Below are 16,605 nucleotides of genomic sequence, written 5' to 3' on the forward strand. Positions count from 1 at the left end.
TGTCGATCCTCGCCGACGAAAGCAGTTGAAGTGTATTCCGTCTGAGTTACGATCTTCTCCCCCCAGACTCAAATGGGAAAAAAGCATAAAGACTATGGGAGGACTCTGAAGTGAGAAGAAATCTGACTCTATGGTCGCTCGGTGCCGTCATGGCCTCCGCCGTGCTCTATACGCCCGCTCTTGCGGATGGTCACGAAGGCATGGACGTGCCCAAGATCGCGGCATCGGTTGTCCTGGAAGGCCTCGAGAACCCTTGGGACATGGCTTTCTTGGCCGACGGCACAATGTTCTTCACTGAAAAGTGCAAAGGGCTCTCGGTAAGAACCAGTGATGGAACCGTGCATGCCTTGTATGGAATGAAGGGGTCCACGGGCTTCGCTGATAGCGGCGATGATCTCTTCTGTGAAGGACAAGCAGGTATGCTTGGGGTCGTTCCAGATAGGCACTTCGCAAAGAACCGCACCCTCTACGTCTACTCGTCTTCAACCAAGTATCACGGCTCTGGCTGCAAGACCAACTTTGAAAAGTGCGACGGCAACATCGTGATGAGGTTCACGGTCAGCGAAGACCTTCAGAGCGTCTCGGACCGGACCGATATCGTCACGGATATTCAGTACAAGCCGTTCGAATCCAATCAGCCGTTCGGCGGTCCGGGTGCCCACAATGGCGGCCGGCTCCGCGTTGGGCCCGGGGGTTACCTCTGGGTTGCCGGTGGCGATCGTCACAGGGGAGTCTGCCCTCAGGACGGAACGCTCCTCTGTGGCAAGGTTCTGCGGATCGATGGCGACGGGAATGCTCACCCGGACAACAGTCCTCCCGAAGGCTTTGACAAGCGCATTTACACCTATGGGCACAGAAACGTGCAGGGCATCGATTTCCGCCCCAGCGACGGCAAGGCGTTCACGGCAGAACATGGCCCATGGCACAACGATGAGATCACCGCGCTTGTCAACGGCGGCAATGCCGGGTGGGACCCCGCAGAGAACACAGGCGGTCGAGGGGCATGCCCGGACAAGTACTGCGGCTACGAGCCAAATCAGATGGACGGGATGGACCCGGCACTTCGTGCTGCTTACACCCCGATGAGTGACACCCGCTTCGCAGATTTGATGCCGGCAACGTGGAACAACAATGGCTACTCCCAAGGAACTGGCTCTGCCGCGTTCCTCAAAGGCAGCAACTGGGGCATCTACGAGGGTCGTTTGGCGGTCGGCATCATGGGTATTGGTTTTGGTGGCACACCGCCGGGCCAAAGAATTGACATGATCAGCATCACGCCCGATGGCTTGGGAATCAATGGAATCACGCGCATGCCTCTTGGATTTTCGAAGAGGTTCCGCGGTCTCGTCATGGGACCGGATAGCGCGCTTTACGTTGCCGTTGATTCAGGCGAGATCTACAAAGTGACAGCCGAAAGCATGAAGTAAGCCTCCAACGTCCGAGGCAGTTCTCCAGGATCAAGTGCCCGTGCTACAAAGGTAGTGCGGGCACTTTCTTGCAAACACCTTCGGTGACAAAACCCGATAAAGACGGATCAGCGAATAGACGCTTTTCTAATCGCACAGGATTTCAACAAGGCGCTCCGTCTCTGATCCCGCCGCGATCCGGCGCTTCGGCCTTTCCGTCGTGTCCGTCATCATCGCAGGCTTCTTCCAGTGCCTGTCTGTGAAAAACGTACTCTGCAATACTCTCTCCGTGCGCTCGGAGCAGTCGATCTCCAACAGGCTGAGATAGCTCGACGCCCCCATGACTGACGTCTTGTACCTGATCCCACTCCAAACTCTGCGAAAACTGTCGTTTCTTTCCACTCTTGAGGGATCAAAATAATAGACATCGCCGTTCGGCTTTTGGACGTATTGGACCCACTCGCCTTCTCGCGCGTCAGTGGCTGAAGCTTCACCCGTCATGACGATCGATACCGTGGCACAGGTCAAAAGAAGAGCTGCTAGCTTGGTTTTGGTCATCATGAAGATACTTCGTGTACAGAGAGGGTATTGGCCTGACAGTCGCCGCTCCTGGCGTGCTTGGCTAAGCGGCTTCGCCACTAAAAGCAGCCGCCTGCTAAAGCGTGATGATCTCCGCCGGCGTCCACCTGGCGCGGCGGCGGGCGCGGCGGGCCGCCTCGTCCTCGGCGGAGTAGTCCATGCCCATGGGTGGACGGTCGAAGCGTTCGGCCTCGTCCAGCGCGCCGACGATGACGATGGCATAGTGTTTGCCCGCCTCCTCCATCACCGCCGAGACGTAGACCCCGCAGCGCCCGCAAAGCAGGTAGTCGGCGGTCGCCAGGCCGAAGCGGTAGCACTGCACCACCGAGGGGTCCCTGATCGTCACGCGCACACTCCCGGCCGGGTCGGAGAGCGCACGGGAGTTGTGCTTGCGGCAGAAGCTGCAGAGACAGGCGCGCACCTCCATCTCGGCCGGCGGGATCTCGCTGGTAAACTCGACGGTCACCGCGCCGCAGTGGCATCCTCCCTTGTGCAGCATCCCAATCCTCCCCTGATCAACCGCCGGTCATTCTCTCACTCCAGAGCCTGCACCACCAGCATGGAACCGGACAGCAGCAGCAGGCCCAGCACCACTCTGCGGAAGGTCGCCTCGCTGGCGCGGCGGTAGAGACGGGTACCCAGCCAGGCACCGAAGACCGTGGCGGGCACCGAGAACAGCAAGGCGCTCAGCACTAGGCCGTTGACCTGTCCGGCGACCGCCATGCCGGCGGAGGCCAGGGCCAGTACGATGAGGTTGAAGGGCTGATAGACGGCGCGCTGGCCGACGGAGGGGCCGCCGCGCAGTTGCAGCCAGATCAGCGGCAGCGGCCCCGACAGCCCGGCGAAGCCGCCGAGCACCCCGCCGCCGACCCCCACCGCGGCTTCGGAGGGCCGGCCGCCCCAGGCGCCGATGCTGAGCCGCGTCAGGCCGCTGAACTGCAGGCTGGCGTAGAACATCAGGAAGAGACCGACGGAGAGGCGCAGGGCGTCGGGCGAGGCCTGCGCCAGGGCCAGCACGCCAAGGGGAACGCCCAGAGCGCCGCCGATCAGGTAGGGCGCGGCGCGGGGCCAGTCGAAGCTGGGTCTGAGGCTGGTGAGGCTGACCAACTGCGCGGTGACCGAGGCCATCACCACCAGCGGCGGCACCACGCCCGCCGGCAGCACGTGGAACCAGAACCCCGAGGCCACCAGGCCGGTGCCGAAGCCGGCAAATCCGGTCACGAAACCCGCCGCCAGGGCGCCGAGCAACAGGAAAGCGAGGTGGGAGAGGTCCGGCAGGCTGGCGAGCATGCCGCCGCATAGCACGCCGGGCATGGAAGGCCAACGTCGGTGATCTGCCGCGGGCCGCTTCAATCTCTGGCTCAGGCGCGCCGCAAGGCTGTTACACTGGCGGCCAGGAGGACATCGAGTTTATGGAGCAGAGTCTGGACGAGGCGCGCCGCTGGTATGCGGAGGATCTGCGGGCGGTCGGCCCGGTGGTCCACAACGAGGCCGTGGTGGAGGCCTTCGCCCGGGTGCCGCGGGAGCAGTTCTGCGGCCCCGGGCCCTGGCATGTCTTCGGGCACCGCCGGGGCGCGCCCGCCTTCGCCACCCGCGACGGCGACCCGCGCCATCTCTATCACGACGTCCTGGTGGTCATCGACGAGGCGCGGGACCTGAACAACGGGCGGCCCTCGCTCTGGGCCTACATCTTCGACCAGCTCTCCCTCGCGCCGGGCGAACGCGTCCTCCAGGTCGGCGTCGGCGCCGGTTACTACACGGCGGTGCTGGCCGATATCGTCGGCCCCGAAGGGCGGGTCGATGCCGTGGAATTGGATTCGGAACTGGCCGGGCGCGCCGCCGAGAACCTGGCCCCCTGGCCGCAGGCATCCGCCTACCAAGGCAACGGCGTGGCGATCCAGGGCAGCGCCACCTTCGACGTCATCGTCGCCTTCGCCGGCGCCACCTATCCGCCCAAGGCCTGGCTTGAGCGGCTGAACCCCGGCGGCCGGCTCCTGGTTCCCCTGACCGCCCAGAACGGCTGGGGCTTTTTCCTGCTGGTGGTGAACACGGTCCTGGGCTTCGCCGCCAGCTCCCTCGGAAGTTGCGGTTTCTTTCCTTGCGAGGGCGCCCGCCGGCAGGCGGAAGGCCAGCGGCTACGTCAGGCCCTGGCCAATCTCGGCAATGCGGAGGTCCCGGTCCATTCCCTGCATCTGGGCAACCCGCCGGCCGATGCCAAGGATCTCTGGTTTGCCGGCGACGACTACTGGCTCTCGACCCAGCCGCCGCCCGAACAGTGATCCTTACCCCAAGACGGGGATCAAGTGGTTCATCAACTGGTAGGAATTCTGGCAGACGGTTTTCAGGTTGGACTTGAAGTCGTCGGGCGCGGACTCGTTGGCGGTGTCGGAGAGCCCGCGCACCACGACAAAGGGCAGCTTGTTGAGCTGGCAGGTATAGCCCACCGCCGCCCCCTCCATCTCGGTGGCCAAGGCACCGAACTCCCGCTGCAGCCAGCGCAGGGTCTTGGAGTCCTCGACGAAGCGGTCGCCGGAGACCACGGTGCCGATCATCAAATTCGGCTCGGCCTCCGCATTCTCGAAGGCGGTGTCGAAGGCCTCGGCGGTCTTCTCCACCAGGCCCGGGTCTGACTGGATCATGCGGTCGGCATCGGGCAGTTCGCCGTGGCGCCGGCCGAAGGCCGTGAGGTCGATGTCGAACTGGATGAGGTGGCTGGCGATCACCAGGTCGCCGATTTGCATGTTGGGCAGCAGCCCGCCGGCCACGCCGCTGAAAACCAGGGCATCGGGCTTGTAGAGATCGATCATCATCTGGGTGCAGATGGCGGCGTTCACCTTGCCGATGCCGCACTGGGCCAGGGCGATTTCGTTGCCCTTGAATTCGCCTCGCGCCACCGGAATGCCGGCGTGCCAGGCATCGGTGAGCCCGGTCATCCCATCGCGCAGCAGGCTGATCTCCTCCTCCAACGCGCCCATCACAGCAAGCATGGTCTCAGATCCCCCAAGGTCGGTCCGACCGGACCGGTCTAGCAGAAATAGCTGAAGTGATTATGAATGGGCCGGGGCGACCCTCAAGGTATCCAGCAGCGCCGGCAGGTCGCCGAGGTGCTCCAGGCGGTGAAATCGCTCGCTCACCGGGTCCTCGTCGTGGGCCTCGTGGGCCCAGAGGATGGCGTAGGGCACGTGGACGGCAAAACCGCCGAGCGCCAACACCGGCAGAATGTCCGAGGGCATGGAGTTGCCCACCATGACGGTGCGCGCCGCATCGATGGCGTGGCGTTCGAAGACCTGGCGGTAGGCAGCGGCGTCCTTGCGCGGCACGATCTCCACCTGATCGAAGTGGCCGGCAAGGCCGGAGCGTTCGATCTTGCTGGTCTGGTCTACCATGTCGCCCTTGGTAATGAGGATGGTGCGGTAGCGGCCGGCAACCGCTTGCAGCACCTCCTCCACACCCTCCAGCAAGTCCACCGGCGCCGTCATCATGGTCTTGCCGAGCTGAACGATCTCGTGGATCTCCGCCGAGGTGATGCGGGACTCGGTCAACTCGATGGCGGCTTCGACCATAGAGAGGGTGAAGCCCTTGATGCCGTAACCGAAGAGCGCCAGGTTGCGCATCTCCATGGCATAAAGGGCTTCGATGGTGTCCTCCCCGCCTCGGTAGCGCCCGACGATCCCCGCCAGCTTCTCCTGCGTATCCTGAAAGAGATGCTCGTTGTGCCAGAGGGTATCGTCGGCATCGAAGGCGAGGGTGTCGATCATGAAACCCCTCAATCCACCGCCGTCACCCGGCCTTCGGCCTTGGGCGAGATCTCGCCGGCGGCGGCGACGAAGTCCATCACCATGGTGGCCATGAAGCGCGCCGCGGCGGCATCGATCAGCATCGGCGCCCCCTTGAAGACCGCATAGCCGTCACCGCCGCGGGCCACGAAGTCGTTGGTGGCCAGGGTGTAGGTCGCGGCAAGGTCGATGGGCTGGCCGCCGATGGTGATCGATTTCACCCGCTGGCCCGGCGGTGCGGCGCGACTCCAGGTCACGGTCATGCCGGAGATGCTGGGGAAGCGGCCGGCCCCCTCCTCCACCTTGCTGAAGCCGTTCTCCAGGGCCTCGTGCAGTTGCGCGCCGGTCAGCGAGAGCTTCACCGTCTTGTTGCCGAAGGGCAGCTCGGTCTGGATGTCCCGGCGCGTCAGGGTGATGCCCGCCGCATAGGTCTTGTCGCCGCGGATGCCGCCGCCGTTGGTGAGCGCCACGTCGGCCTCCACACCCTCGCGCATGGCATCGGCAATGAGGTTGCCGATGGCGTTCTCCTCGCCACGCACAACGGCACGGCGACTGTCCAGCGGAGTCAGGGACTTGCCGATGGGCACATCCAGTTCCTTGCTGAGTTGGTCGAGGTAGACCTGCACCTTGGCGGCCATGGCCGGGTCCGGTTCGACCGTCGCACTGTCGTGAATGCGAAAGGCCGGATGCCAGACGAAGCGCTGGCGCCCGCGGCTTTCCACCGTATCCATGGTGACCTCGACCACCATCATGTAGTCGCCTTGCGCTCCGGCCTCGACGAAGGCGCGGGTGCCGTCGTAGTAGGTGACCAGCAGGTGGTCGTGGCCGGAGAGCAGGATGTCGATGCCGCTGTCGGCCCGCATCAGCAGCAGATCCTCCTGGATTCCGGTGTGCCCCAGGGCCACGACCAGATGGGCGCCCTCGTCGCGCAACTGCTGGGACAGCGCGCGGGCGGTCTCCAGCAGCGGTTCGAAGGTGACGGTTCCGGGACTGGAGATGTCCGCGGTTTCCGGCGTCGTCAGGCCGAAAAAGCCGACCTTGTAGGGCCCGACTTCGGTGGTCCAGGTGGTGACCGTTCCGTCCAGAGGTTCGCCGTCGCTGTCCCTGGTGTTGCTGCCGAGCACGGGGAAACGCGCTTCGCCCACCCGCTCCTGCGCCACCATGGGACCGAAGTCGAACTCGTGGTTGCCCAGCACCATGAGGTCCAGTTCGCCCTCGTTGAGGAGGTCGATCATGTGGGCGCCCTTGTCGAAGCCGGACAACAGGGAGGGCGAGATGGTATCGCCGCCATGGATGAAGAGCGCTTGGTCGGCGCCCGCCCGTTCCTGTTTCACCAGGGTCATGACCCGGGCCATCCCGCCTCTGCCTTTCGACTCTTCGAGGCGGTCCAGGTCGTTGACATGGAGCAGGGTCAGCTTGACCGGCTCGGCCCCAGCCGGCGCGGCGAGCGCAAGGGCCACCACCATCAGCGCTGTTGCGAGAAGCCAGGCGCAATGCCCGATGCCTCGTCCGAAGATTCGCATGTTCGTCATAATCTTCTCCATCGCTAGTGAGCGTTATGCGGCAGGCGGGGCGCAGCCGAAGACCCCGCGCACCCAACAAACTAATACGGCGTCTGGACACCCCTGGCGGCAAAGCCGCGCAGGGGCAGCCCGGCATCGCGTTGCAGCCAGTTGTCAGCCGGATAGCGGCAGGCGCCGTCGATCACGTGAAGCGTATAGGCGTGGCGCGAGCGCGCCGAGCGGTTGGGCAGGCTGCCGTGGGGCAGCTTGCCGTGCAGCAAAACGAGACTGCCCTTGCGCGCCTCCAGGGGCACCGCCGTCTCCTCGGGCCAGGGCGTCGCGTCCAACTGATCCATCATCAACGCCTCGCACTCACGCCGCCAGCGCTGCCGCAAGGGGCCTTCATGGGCACCCGGCAGGGCCCAGAGGCAGCCGTTCTCCAGGGTCGCGTCCTCCAGGGCGAACCAGAAGCCGATCACCGAAAGCGGCTCGGTGTAGAGGAAGGTGGAGTCCTGATGCCAGCCCACCTCCCCGCCGATGCGCGGCTGCTTGAAGATGTACATGGACTGCAGCAACAGCGGTTCGGCGATGCCGATGCCGGCGGCAACCGCGCCGAGGGCTTCGCTGCGCGAGAACGCGGCGAACACCGGGTCCAGATCGTGCTGGGCATGGCCGATCTTGTTGATGGAGAGCGCCTTGGCCTGGCGCAGTTCGCCGGACTCGTCGAAGGCTTCCTCCTCGAAGAAGAAGCGGATCTTGTCGCCGGAGTCCTGGAAGTAGCGGTCGCGCCCATGCACTTGGCCGCGGGTCGAGAAGATCGAGGCGATGCCGCTGGGATCGAAGCCTTCGACCAGCACCTCGGCGCGGGCCATGAGGGCATCGCAGGCCTCCGGCGGGACCATGTCCTCCAGAAGCAGGAAGCCGTCACGCCTGAAGGCCGTCTGCATCTCCGGGGTCAGGCGGCCCTCCGGCGGCGCGGCAAAGCGCGCCGGTTCCCGCGTCCCACCCCTGCGTTTCAAGGTTTCTGCCGTATCAAGCATGCCCGGCCCCGGGCGATCCCTTAGATGTCTTCCGCTCAGATATCTTCTGCGGCAATGCGTTGGCGGACAATCGGCGTCATGAGCGGATCGTCGCCGTCCTCAGTCTGACCGATCACAAAGGCGTCCTGCAAGCATCGGCTTGCCGCCTCGGCGGCCTCGGCGTTGGCCGCATGGACCACCCCCAGAGGATCGCCGGCGTTCACCGCGCTGCCCAAGGCCACGAGATCGCTGAATCCGACGGTATAATCAATCCGGTCCTCCACCCGCCGGCGCCCGCCCCCCAGTTCCACCACCGCCAGGCCGACGGCGCGGGTATCGCAGGCAACAAGCTGCCCCGCCGACGGAGCCGGCACCGGGCGCTGCACCGGCGCCTCAGGGAGATAGTCCGCAGCGCGCTCGACGAAATCGGTGGGACCGCCCAGGGCTGCCACCATGGCCCCGAACCTTTCCGCCGCGCGCCCGGAGGTCAGCGCCGTCACTGCCAGTTCGGCCGCGTCCTCAGGACCGGCAGCGAGACCGCCCAGCAGCAGCATCTCGGCGGCCAGCATCAACACGACTTCCAACAGGCCCGGATCGGCGCCGGATACTTTCAGAACCTCCACGGCCTCGGCGACTTCCAGGGCGTTGCCGGCTGTCGTTCCCAGCGGCTGGCTCATGTCGGTGATCAGGGCGGTGGTGGGTAGGCCGGCGCCGCCGGCGACGGCGACGATGCTCTCGGCCAATGCCCGCGCGTCCTCTTCCCTGGCGGCGAAGGCGCCGCTGCCGGTCTTCACGTCCATCACCAGGCCCTGCAGGCCGGCAGCCAGTTTCTTCGACAAGATGGAGGCGGTGATCAGGGGAATGGACTCCACCGTCGCGGTGACGTCGCGGATGGCATAGAGCCGCCGGTCCGCCGGCGCCAGGTCCCCCGTCTGCCCAATGATAGCGCAGCCGGCGTCCTTCACCGCGCGGCGAAAGACTTCGACGTCCGGCGCGGTGTCGTAGCCGGGAATGGAATCCAGCTTGTCGAGGGTGCCGCCGGTGTGGCCGAGGCCGCGGCCGGAGATCATCGGCACGAAGGCCCCACAGGCGGCCAACAGCGGGCCCAGGATCAGGCTCACCTTATCGCCGACGCCGCCGGTGGAATGCTTGTCGAGGCAGGGGCCGGGGAGGTCCAGGGCGTCCCAGCTCAGTTGCTGGCCGGAGCGGGTCATGGCGCGGGTCAGCGCCACCGCCTCCTGCCGGCTCATGCCCTTCAGGAAAACCGCCATGGCAAAGGCCGCCACCTGGCCCTCGCCGATACTCTGGTCGGCGATGCCCGCAACGAAGTCGGCGATTTGCGTCTCGGTCAGGCTCTCGCCGTCGCGCTTGCAGCGGATCACCTCCTGGGGCAGGAAGACCATCAGTAGCCCTGCTTTGCCGCCGGCGGCGGTGCCTCGCCGCCCAGCACGGCCAGCAGATCGTTCAACAGGCCGGAGGCGCCAAAGCGAAAGCGCCGGGCATCGGCCCAGTTGGCACCCATGATGCGGTCGGCCAGCGCCAGATAGGCGCCCGCAGCCGCCGTGTCGCGAATGCCGCCGGCGGCCTTGAAGCCGGCGTCGGCGCCGTGGTCCTTGATCGCCTTCAGCATGGCTTCGGCCGCCTCCAGGGTCGCCGATACGGCGATCTTCCCGGTGGACGTCTTGACGAAGTCGGCGCCGGCGACGATCACGGCCGTCGCGGCGTCGTAGATGACCGCCGGATCCTTCAGTTCCCCGGTCTCCAGGATCACCTTCAGCGACGCCTGGCTGCCGCAGGCCTCCTTGCAGGCGGCTACCATCTCACAGGCCAGGGGCGTGTCACCGGCAAGCCAACGGCGATAGGGCATCACCAGATCGACTTCGTCGCCGCCGGCGTCGACAATCTCGCGGGTATCGCGGAGCGCTGCGTCGATGTCGTCGCCGCCTTCGGGAAAGTTCGCCACGGCGGCGACCTTGATGCCGCTGTCCTGCAAGGCGTCCTTGGCGCGGGCGACGAAACGCGGCCAGATGCAGACGGCGGCCACCGGGCCGAAGTCCGTGCGCGCCCGCGCGCAGAGGGCATCCACAGCCGCTTCGTCGTCATCATCGTTGAGACTCGTCAGGTCGAGCAGCCCAAGGGCCCGCGCCGCGACGGCCTTTCGAGCGCTGTCGTTCTCAGCCATCGCCAAGCTCCTTGAGATAAGCCGTCAGCAGACGGGTCATGTCGGCCGCCGCCGCGGTGGCGGCGCGCATGGTCTGTTCATGGGAGATTGCCTGGTCCGACATGCCGGCGGCCAGGTTGGTGATCATCGAGACCGCGGTCACCTTCAGCCCCAGCATGCGCGCGACGATGGCCTCCGGCACCGTCGACATGCCCACGGCATCGCCCCCAAGTGCGCGCGCCGCCCTGATCTCCGCCGGGGTTTCGAAGTGCGGGCCGCAGAACCAGACATAGACACCCTCGGCGAGGGGAACCCCCAGACCTTCCGCCAAGGTCTTGATCCTGGTCCGCTCCTCGGGGTCATAAGCGTCCACCAGATCGACGAAGCGCTCGTTACCTTGCACGCCGAAGAGCGGCGAGACGCCAGCGAAGTTGATGTGGTCGGCGATCAGCATCAGACGGCCCGGCCCCACTTCCGAATGCAGCGAGCCGGCGGCGTTGGTCAGCACCAAGTTCTGACAGCCAAGCGCCTTCAGCGTTGCCAGCGCCAGGTTCATGCCGTCGGCGCGGCCGCCTTCGTAGTAGTGGGCCCGTCCCTGCAGCACGGCCACCGGCAGGCCGGCGACACTGCCAAGCACCAGCTTGCCCCCGTGGCCGGCGACCGAGGGACGCGGAAAGCCGGGCAGGTCTTCGTAGGGGATCGCCTGCGCGCCGGCGACCGCGTCGGCCACCGCGCCGAGGCCAGAGCCCAGCACCAGCGCCACGCGCGGCGCCAGAGCCGTCCGCTCGCGGATGAGGGCGGCGGTGGTGGCCGCTTGCTCGAACATCAGTGTCCCCCACTTCGGTCAGACGCGCCTTGCCCGGCGCGGTCGTCTCAGGTCAGGTTCTCGGGCCCAAAGGACAGCGGCAGCAATTCGCCCAGGGTAACGGTCCGGCGCAGCCCCTCCGGCCCGCAGATGTGGATCACCAGATCCTCGCCGGCAAACTCCCTGAGGCCCTGGCGGCAGCCGCCGCAGGGCGTGACCAAGGCCTCGCCCTTGCCGGCCACGGCAACCTCGCGGATGCGGTCTTCGCCGGCCATCACCATCGCGGAGATGGCGGAGACCTCGGCGCACCAGCCTTGCGGATAGGCGGCGTTTTCGACGTTGCAGCCGGAATAGATGGTGCCGCTCGCCCCGCGCAGCGCGGCGCCGACGGGAAACTGCGAATAGGGCGCATAGGCCTTGTCCATCGCGGCAATGGCCGCCGCTATCAGATCCTCCGGCCCCTCCCCCTCGGTCACCCTAGCGCTCCTTCACGTAGGGGATACCGCTGGCCTTGGGGGCGATGGCCCGGCCGATGAAGCCGGCCAGCAGCACCACCGTCAGCACATAGGGCAGCGCCTGGATCAGCTGCACCGGGATCGGCCCGATGACCGGAACCTCGACGCCCTGAAGGCGGATGGCAACGGCATCGAGGAAGCCGAACATCAAGCAGGCCAGCATGGCCGGCACCGGGCGCCACTTGCCGAAGATCATGGCAGCCAGGGCGATGTAGCCCTGCCCCGCCGTCATGTCGCGCACGAAGGCGGCGTTCTGGGCGATGGAAAGATAGGTCCCAGCGATGCCGCAGAGCGCGCCGCAGCAGAGCATCGCGCTGTAGCGCAGGGCGCTCACCGAGATGCCGGCGGTGTCGACGGCATTGGGGTTCTCCCCCACCGCGCGCAGGCGCAGGCCGAAGCGGGTGCGGTAGACCACCCACCACGTCAGCGGCACGATCAGGAATGCGACATAGACCAACAGGTTGTGGCCACTGAGCAGCTCGCTGTAGAGCGAGCCGATGATCGGCACCTCGGCCAGCAGTTCGGCGCCGGGCCAGGTGATCGGCGTGAAACGCGCCTCGTTCGTAACCGAGGGAGTCTGGCCGCCGCGGGCGAACCAGGCGATGCCCAGCACCACGGTGAGGCCGGAGACCAGGATGTTGATGGCCACGCCGCTGACGACCTGGTTGCCGCGGTGGGTGATGCAGGCAAAGCCGTGCAGCAGCGCCAGCGCCACCGAGACCAGCATGCCGGCGCCCAGCGCCAGCCAGGCCGAACCGGTGACGGCGGCGACGGAGGCCGCGGCGAAGGCCGCCGCCAGCATCTTGCCCTCCAGCCCGATGTCGATGACGCCGGAGCGTTCGGCGAAGAGACCCGCCATGGCGCAGAGCACCAGTGGCGTGGCCACACGGAAGGTGGCGTCGATGGCGAGCAGCAGGTTGAACAGCAGCTCTGCCACGGCTCAGCCCTCCTGCCCCGCCGGGCGCTGGAAGCCGCCGGCGATGCGCAGGTAGGCGCGCTCGATGGGCCCCTTCATCATGAAGGCCAGAGCACCGGAGAAGAGGATCACCAGTCCCTGGATGGTGACCACCAGCTCGCGGGTCACCTTCGGCTCCTCGAAGGCAAGTTCGGCGCCACCCTGGTAGAGCATGCCGAACAGCAGGCTGGCCAGCACGATCCCCACCGGGTGGTTGCGCCCCATCAGCGACACCGCAATGCCGGTGAAGCCGTAGCCGGCGGTGAAGTTCAGCAGCAGGCGGTGATGCACGCCCATTATCTCATTGATGCCGACGAAACCGGCCAGCGCGCCGGAGACGCACATCGCCAGCATGACGATGCGGCGCGGATCGATCCCGGCATAGATGGCCGCCGTCTCGTTGGCGCCGACGGTGCGGATCTCGTAGCCCCAGCGGGTGCGCCAGATGAAGGCCCAGACCAGGAAACAGCAGATCGCCGCCCAGACCACGGAGAGGTTCAACGGCGAGGGCGTCACCTGCATACCGAACCAGCCGAAGACCTCGTGCATGAAGGGCAGGTGCGCCTGCTCGGCGAACTCCCGGCTCTCCGGCGACATGGAGCCGGGCTGGATCAGGACGTTCACCATCAGATAGACCATCAGCGCCGCGGCGATGAAGTTGAACATGATGGTGGTGATGACGATGTGGCTGCCGCGATAGGCCTGCAGATAGGCGGGGATCGCCGCCCAGGCGGCACCGAAGGCGGCCGCCGCGAGGATCGAGAAGGGCAGGATCAGGATGAACGGCAGGCTGGAATCCACCAGCAGGATGCCGAGGCCCACGCCGAGGCCGCCGATGTAGGCCTGGCCCTCGCCGCCGATGTTGAAGAGGCCGGCGTGAAAGGCGACGGCCACCGCAAGGCCGGTGAACACGAAGTTCGTCGTGTAGTAGAGGGTGTAGCCGATGGCCTCGTCGTAGCCGAAGGCGCCGAAGAGAATGATCTCCACGGCGGCGAAGGGATCGACGTCGATGGTCCAGAGGATGACGCCGGAGACGATGAAGGCCAGGGCGATGTTGACCAACGGAATCAGAGCCACGTCGACCCAGCGGGGGATTCTGCCCGGCGCGCTGCTCATGAGCCGGCGGCCCCCGCCTGTTCCGGCGCGGCGTTGGCCATCATCAGGCCGAGCAGCCGCTCGTCGGCCTGATCGGCCGCGACCTCGCCGACGATTCGGCCCTCGAACATCACCAGGATGCGGTCGCTCAAGGACATGATCTCGTCGAGCTCCACCGAGACCAGCAGCACTGCCGAGCCGGAATCGCGCATGGCAATGATGTTGCGGTGAATGAACTCGATGGCGCCGATGTCGACGCCGCGGGTCGGCTGGCCCACCAGCAACAGGCGCGGGCCGCGGGAGATCTCCCGCGCCAGCACGATTTTCTGCTGGTTGCCGCCGGAGAAGTTGGCCGTCTTGAGGGCGGGGTTCTGCGGCCGCACATCGAAGTCTGACATCTTCTGGCCGCAGTCGCGCTCGATGGCGCCGCGGTCCAGGAACACCGCCGAATTGTAGGCGGCGCTGCGGTGGTAGCCGAGGATCGCCGACTCGTCGGCGGCGAAGGCCTTGACCAGCCCGGTGCGCAGGCGGTCTTCGGGGACGTGGGCCGCTTTGACGTCGCGCATGGTGGCGGGGTCCAGGGGATGCTCGGTAGAGAAGTCCTCGCCCATCATGGAGAACTGGCCGGAGGTCACCGGGCGGATCCCTGAAAGCAGCTCCAAGAGTTCGCTCTGGCCGTTGCCCGAGACCCCGGCGATGCCGACGATCTCCCCGGCATGCACGGAGAAGCTCACCTTGTCGACGCGGGCCACCCCGGCGCGGTCGACGAAGGAGAGGTTCTCCACCCGCAGCACCGTCTCGCCCACCCGGGGGGCCGCCTTGTCCAGGGAGAGCAGGACCTTGCGGCCCACCATCAGCTCCGCCAGCTCTTCCTTGTTGGTCTCGGCCGTCACCCGGTCGGCAATGATCTCGCCCTGGCGCATGACCGAAACATGGTCGGTCACCGCCATGATCTCCCGCAGCTTGTGGGTGATCAGGATGACGGTGACGCCTTCCTGACGCAGCGAGTCCAGAATTCGGAAGAGCTGATCGGTTTCCTGGGGCGTCAGCACGCCGGTGGGCTCGTCGAGGATCAGGATATCGGCGCCGCGGTAGAGCGCTTTCAGGATCTCGACGCGCTGCTGCTGGCCCACCGGCAGGTCGCCCGCCAGGGCATCGGGATCGACGTCGAGATTGTACTCGCGTTCCAGCCGCTCCAGTTCGGCCCGCGCCGCGGCGACGCTGGAGGCCAGGATGGCCCCGGACTCGGCGCCCAGCATGATGTTCTCGACGACGGACATGTTGTCCACCAGCATGAAGTGCTGGTGGACCATGCCGATCCCGGCGGCAATGGCATCACGGGAGGAGCGGATCGACGTCGGCTTGCCGCCGATCAGGATCTCACCGCTGTCGGCCTCGTAGAAGCCGTAGAGGATGCTCATCAGCGTCGACTTGCCGGCGCCGTTCTCGCCGATGGTGCCGTGAATGTCGCCCGGCCGAACGCTCAGATTGACGTTCTTGTTGGCGTGGACCGGCCCGAAGGACTTGTTGATGTCGCGCAGCTCGATGGCCGGCGGCGCAGTGACTCCCGCGCCTGGCCGATCGGCCCCGTCTTGCAGATTCTGTTGCGGCTCAGACAAGGAAGGATCCTGCACCGGCCGGGCCCCGGGGTCAGGATCGCAGCCAAGGCCTATGGCTGGGCCAAGGCTGGGACCGAACCCGGGATTCCGGCACGGCGACTAGCCAGAATTGGCCCCTAGTAGGAGCAGCTATTGTCGCTCATGTAGTCGTGAACGGTCAGCGACCCCGAGACGATCTCGGCGGAAGCGGCGGCCACCTTCGCCCTCATCTCATCGGTCACCAGGTCCTTGTTGTGCTCGTCCAGCGCCCAGCCGACACCCTCCTCGGCCAGACCGAGAACCTGCACGCCAGGGCTCCAGGACCCGTCGTGGGCATCCTTGAAGGCCTTGTAGGCGGCGACGTCCACGCGCTTCAGCATGGAGGTCAGCATGGTGCCGGGCTGCAGGTGGTTCTGGTTGGAATCGACGCCGATGGCGAACTTGCCGCTGTCCTTGGCCATCTGATAGACGCCGACGCCGGTGCCGCCGGCCGCCGCATAGACGACATCGACGCCGCGGTCGAACTGGCTCTTGGCAAGCTCCGACCCGCGGGTCGGATCGTTCCAGGCCGCCGGTGTGGTGCCGGTCATGTTCTGCAGCACCTCGGCGGAGCCGTTCACGTGCCTGGCACCCTGCTCGTAACCGCAGGCGAACTTGCGGATCAGCGGAATGTCCATGCCGCCGACGAAGCCCACCTTGCCGGTTTCGGATTTCAGGGCCGCGATCATGCCGACCAGGAAGGAGCCCTCATGCTCCTTGAAGACCACCGAGCGCACGTTGGGCAGGTCGACCACCGAATCGATGATGGTGAAGCGGGTGTTCGGAAATTCCTTGGCGACCTTTTCCAGGGCCGGCGCCTGGGCGAAGCCGACGCCGATGATCGGGTCGGCGCCGCGCTGCGCCATGCGCCGCAGGGCCTGCTCGCGCTGAGTTTCGTTGGTGACTTCGAACTCGCGGTAGGAGACCCCGGTCTCCTTCTTGAACTTCTCGACGCCGTTGAAGACGCCTTCGTTGAACGATTTGTCGAACTTGCCGCCCATGTCGAAAACCACCGCAGGCTTCAGCTCCGCAGCGGTAACGGCGGTCGTCGCAAGAAAGGGGAAAACCAACAGGGCCGCAGCCGCGGCCGTGAGTGTGCGTAACATGAAGATGCCTCGCCTGAGTTCTTGTTGTTCGCTTCATTCCGCAACGCAG

Annotated in this window: 17 protein-coding genes; 2 read left to right on the forward strand and 15 right to left on the reverse strand. The window is 66.1% G+C overall.

Annotated features, from left to right (window positions below; translation table 11 throughout):
* Positions 1-110: 110 nt before the first annotated feature.
* On the forward strand, positions 111-1,427 hold the full coding sequence (locus tag Q0996_RS13530; RefSeq protein WP_299620455.1) for a sorbosone dehydrogenase family protein: 1,317 nt from the start codon (positions 111-113) through the stop codon (positions 1,425-1,427).
* Between the two features lie 126 nt (positions 1,428-1,553).
* On the opposite strand, the gene Q0996_RS13535 is transcribed toward Q0996_RS13530, so the two are convergent.
* From Q0996_RS13535 to Q0996_RS13545, 3 genes are all read right to left on the reverse strand, one after another.
* Positions 1,554-1,964: a surface-adhesin E family protein gene (locus tag Q0996_RS13535; protein ID WP_299620458.1), complete on the reverse strand. Its 411-nt coding sequence runs from the start codon at positions 1,962-1,964 to the stop codon at positions 1,554-1,556.
* Between the two features lie 97 nt (positions 1,965-2,061).
* A complete protein-coding gene (locus Q0996_RS13540) occupies positions 2,062-2,484 on the reverse strand; it encodes a GFA family protein (RefSeq protein ID WP_299620461.1) in 423 nt (140 codons plus the stop codon).
* A 35-nt stretch (positions 2,485-2,519) separates the two neighbouring features.
* Positions 2,520-3,299 carry a sulfite exporter TauE/SafE family protein gene (locus tag Q0996_RS13545; protein ID WP_299620464.1) on the reverse strand — a complete coding sequence of 260 codons (780 nt, stop codon included), beginning with the start codon at positions 3,297-3,299 and terminating at the stop codon, positions 2,520-2,522.
* A 98-nt stretch (positions 3,300-3,397) separates the two neighbouring features.
* Here Q0996_RS13545 and Q0996_RS13550 point away from each other — a divergent pair, with 98 nt between their 5' ends.
* Positions 3,398-4,264, forward strand: coding sequence for a protein-L-isoaspartate O-methyltransferase (locus tag Q0996_RS13550; RefSeq protein ID WP_299620467.1), 867 nt, complete (start codon positions 3,398-3,400; stop codon positions 4,262-4,264).
* A gap of 3 nt (positions 4,265-4,267) precedes the next feature.
* Here the strand turns inward: Q0996_RS13550 and Q0996_RS13555 are convergent, their stop codons facing one another.
* From Q0996_RS13555 to Q0996_RS13610, 12 genes are all read right to left on the reverse strand, one after another.
* Positions 4,268-4,972, reverse strand: a complete 705-nt coding sequence (locus Q0996_RS13555; protein WP_299620470.1) for a 5'-methylthioadenosine/adenosylhomocysteine nucleosidase — start codon at positions 4,970-4,972, stop codon at positions 4,268-4,270.
* 60 nt (positions 4,973-5,032) lie between these two features.
* Positions 5,033-5,743, reverse strand: a complete 711-nt coding sequence (locus tag Q0996_RS13560) for an HAD family hydrolase (protein WP_299620473.1) — start codon at positions 5,741-5,743, stop codon at positions 5,033-5,035.
* 8 nt (positions 5,744-5,751) lie between these two features.
* On the reverse strand, positions 5,752-7,293 hold the full coding sequence (locus tag Q0996_RS13565; protein ID WP_299620476.1) for a bifunctional UDP-sugar hydrolase/5'-nucleotidase: 1,542 nt from the start codon (positions 7,291-7,293) through the stop codon (positions 5,752-5,754).
* Between the two features lie 71 nt (positions 7,294-7,364).
* A complete protein-coding gene (locus Q0996_RS13570; protein ID WP_299620479.1) occupies positions 7,365-8,303 on the reverse strand; it encodes a phytanoyl-CoA dioxygenase family protein in 939 nt (312 codons plus the stop codon).
* A gap of 35 nt (positions 8,304-8,338) precedes the next feature.
* Positions 8,339-9,685: a thymidine phosphorylase gene (deoA, locus tag Q0996_RS13575; protein WP_299620482.1), complete on the reverse strand. Its 1,347-nt coding sequence runs from the start codon at positions 9,683-9,685 to the stop codon at positions 8,339-8,341.
* The gene (deoC, locus tag Q0996_RS13580) at positions 9,685-10,464 is read right to left on the reverse strand and encodes a deoxyribose-phosphate aldolase (RefSeq protein ID WP_299620485.1); all 780 of its coding nucleotides are present in this window, start codon (positions 10,462-10,464) and stop codon (positions 9,685-9,687) included. The genes deoA and deoC overlap by 1 nt, the downstream gene beginning before the upstream one ends.
* Positions 10,457-11,269 carry a purine-nucleoside phosphorylase gene (locus Q0996_RS13585; RefSeq protein ID WP_299620488.1) on the reverse strand — a complete coding sequence of 271 codons (813 nt, stop codon included), beginning with the start codon at positions 11,267-11,269 and terminating at the stop codon, positions 10,457-10,459. Before Q0996_RS13585 ends, deoC begins: the two co-directional genes overlap by 8 nt.
* 47 nt (positions 11,270-11,316) lie before the next feature.
* On the reverse strand, positions 11,317-11,724 hold the full coding sequence (locus Q0996_RS13590) for a cytidine deaminase (RefSeq protein WP_299620491.1): 408 nt from the start codon (positions 11,722-11,724) through the stop codon (positions 11,317-11,319).
* A gap of 1 nt (position 11,725) precedes the next feature.
* Positions 11,726-12,700, reverse strand: coding sequence for an ABC transporter permease (locus tag Q0996_RS13595; protein ID WP_322096709.1), 975 nt, complete (start codon positions 12,698-12,700; stop codon positions 11,726-11,728).
* Between the two features lie 3 nt (positions 12,701-12,703).
* Positions 12,704-13,834, reverse strand: coding sequence for an ABC transporter permease (locus Q0996_RS13600; RefSeq protein ID WP_299620494.1), 1,131 nt, complete (start codon positions 13,832-13,834; stop codon positions 12,704-12,706).
* The gene (locus Q0996_RS13605; RefSeq protein WP_322096710.1) at positions 13,831-15,432 is read right to left on the reverse strand and encodes an ABC transporter ATP-binding protein; all 1,602 of its coding nucleotides are present in this window, start codon (positions 15,430-15,432) and stop codon (positions 13,831-13,833) included. The genes Q0996_RS13600 and Q0996_RS13605 overlap by 4 nt, the downstream gene beginning before the upstream one ends.
* Before the next feature lie 116 nt (positions 15,433-15,548).
* Entirely contained in the window at positions 15,549-16,556 is a 1,008-nt protein-coding gene (locus tag Q0996_RS13610) for a BMP family protein (RefSeq protein WP_299620497.1), read from the reverse strand.
* Positions 16,557-16,605: the final 49 nt, after the last annotated feature.

Origin of the sequence: Pelagibius sp. (genome assembly GCF_028289705.1) — a bacterium.
In the GTDB taxonomy this organism is placed as follows: domain Bacteria; phylum Pseudomonadota; class Alphaproteobacteria; order Kiloniellales; family Kiloniellaceae; genus Pelagibius.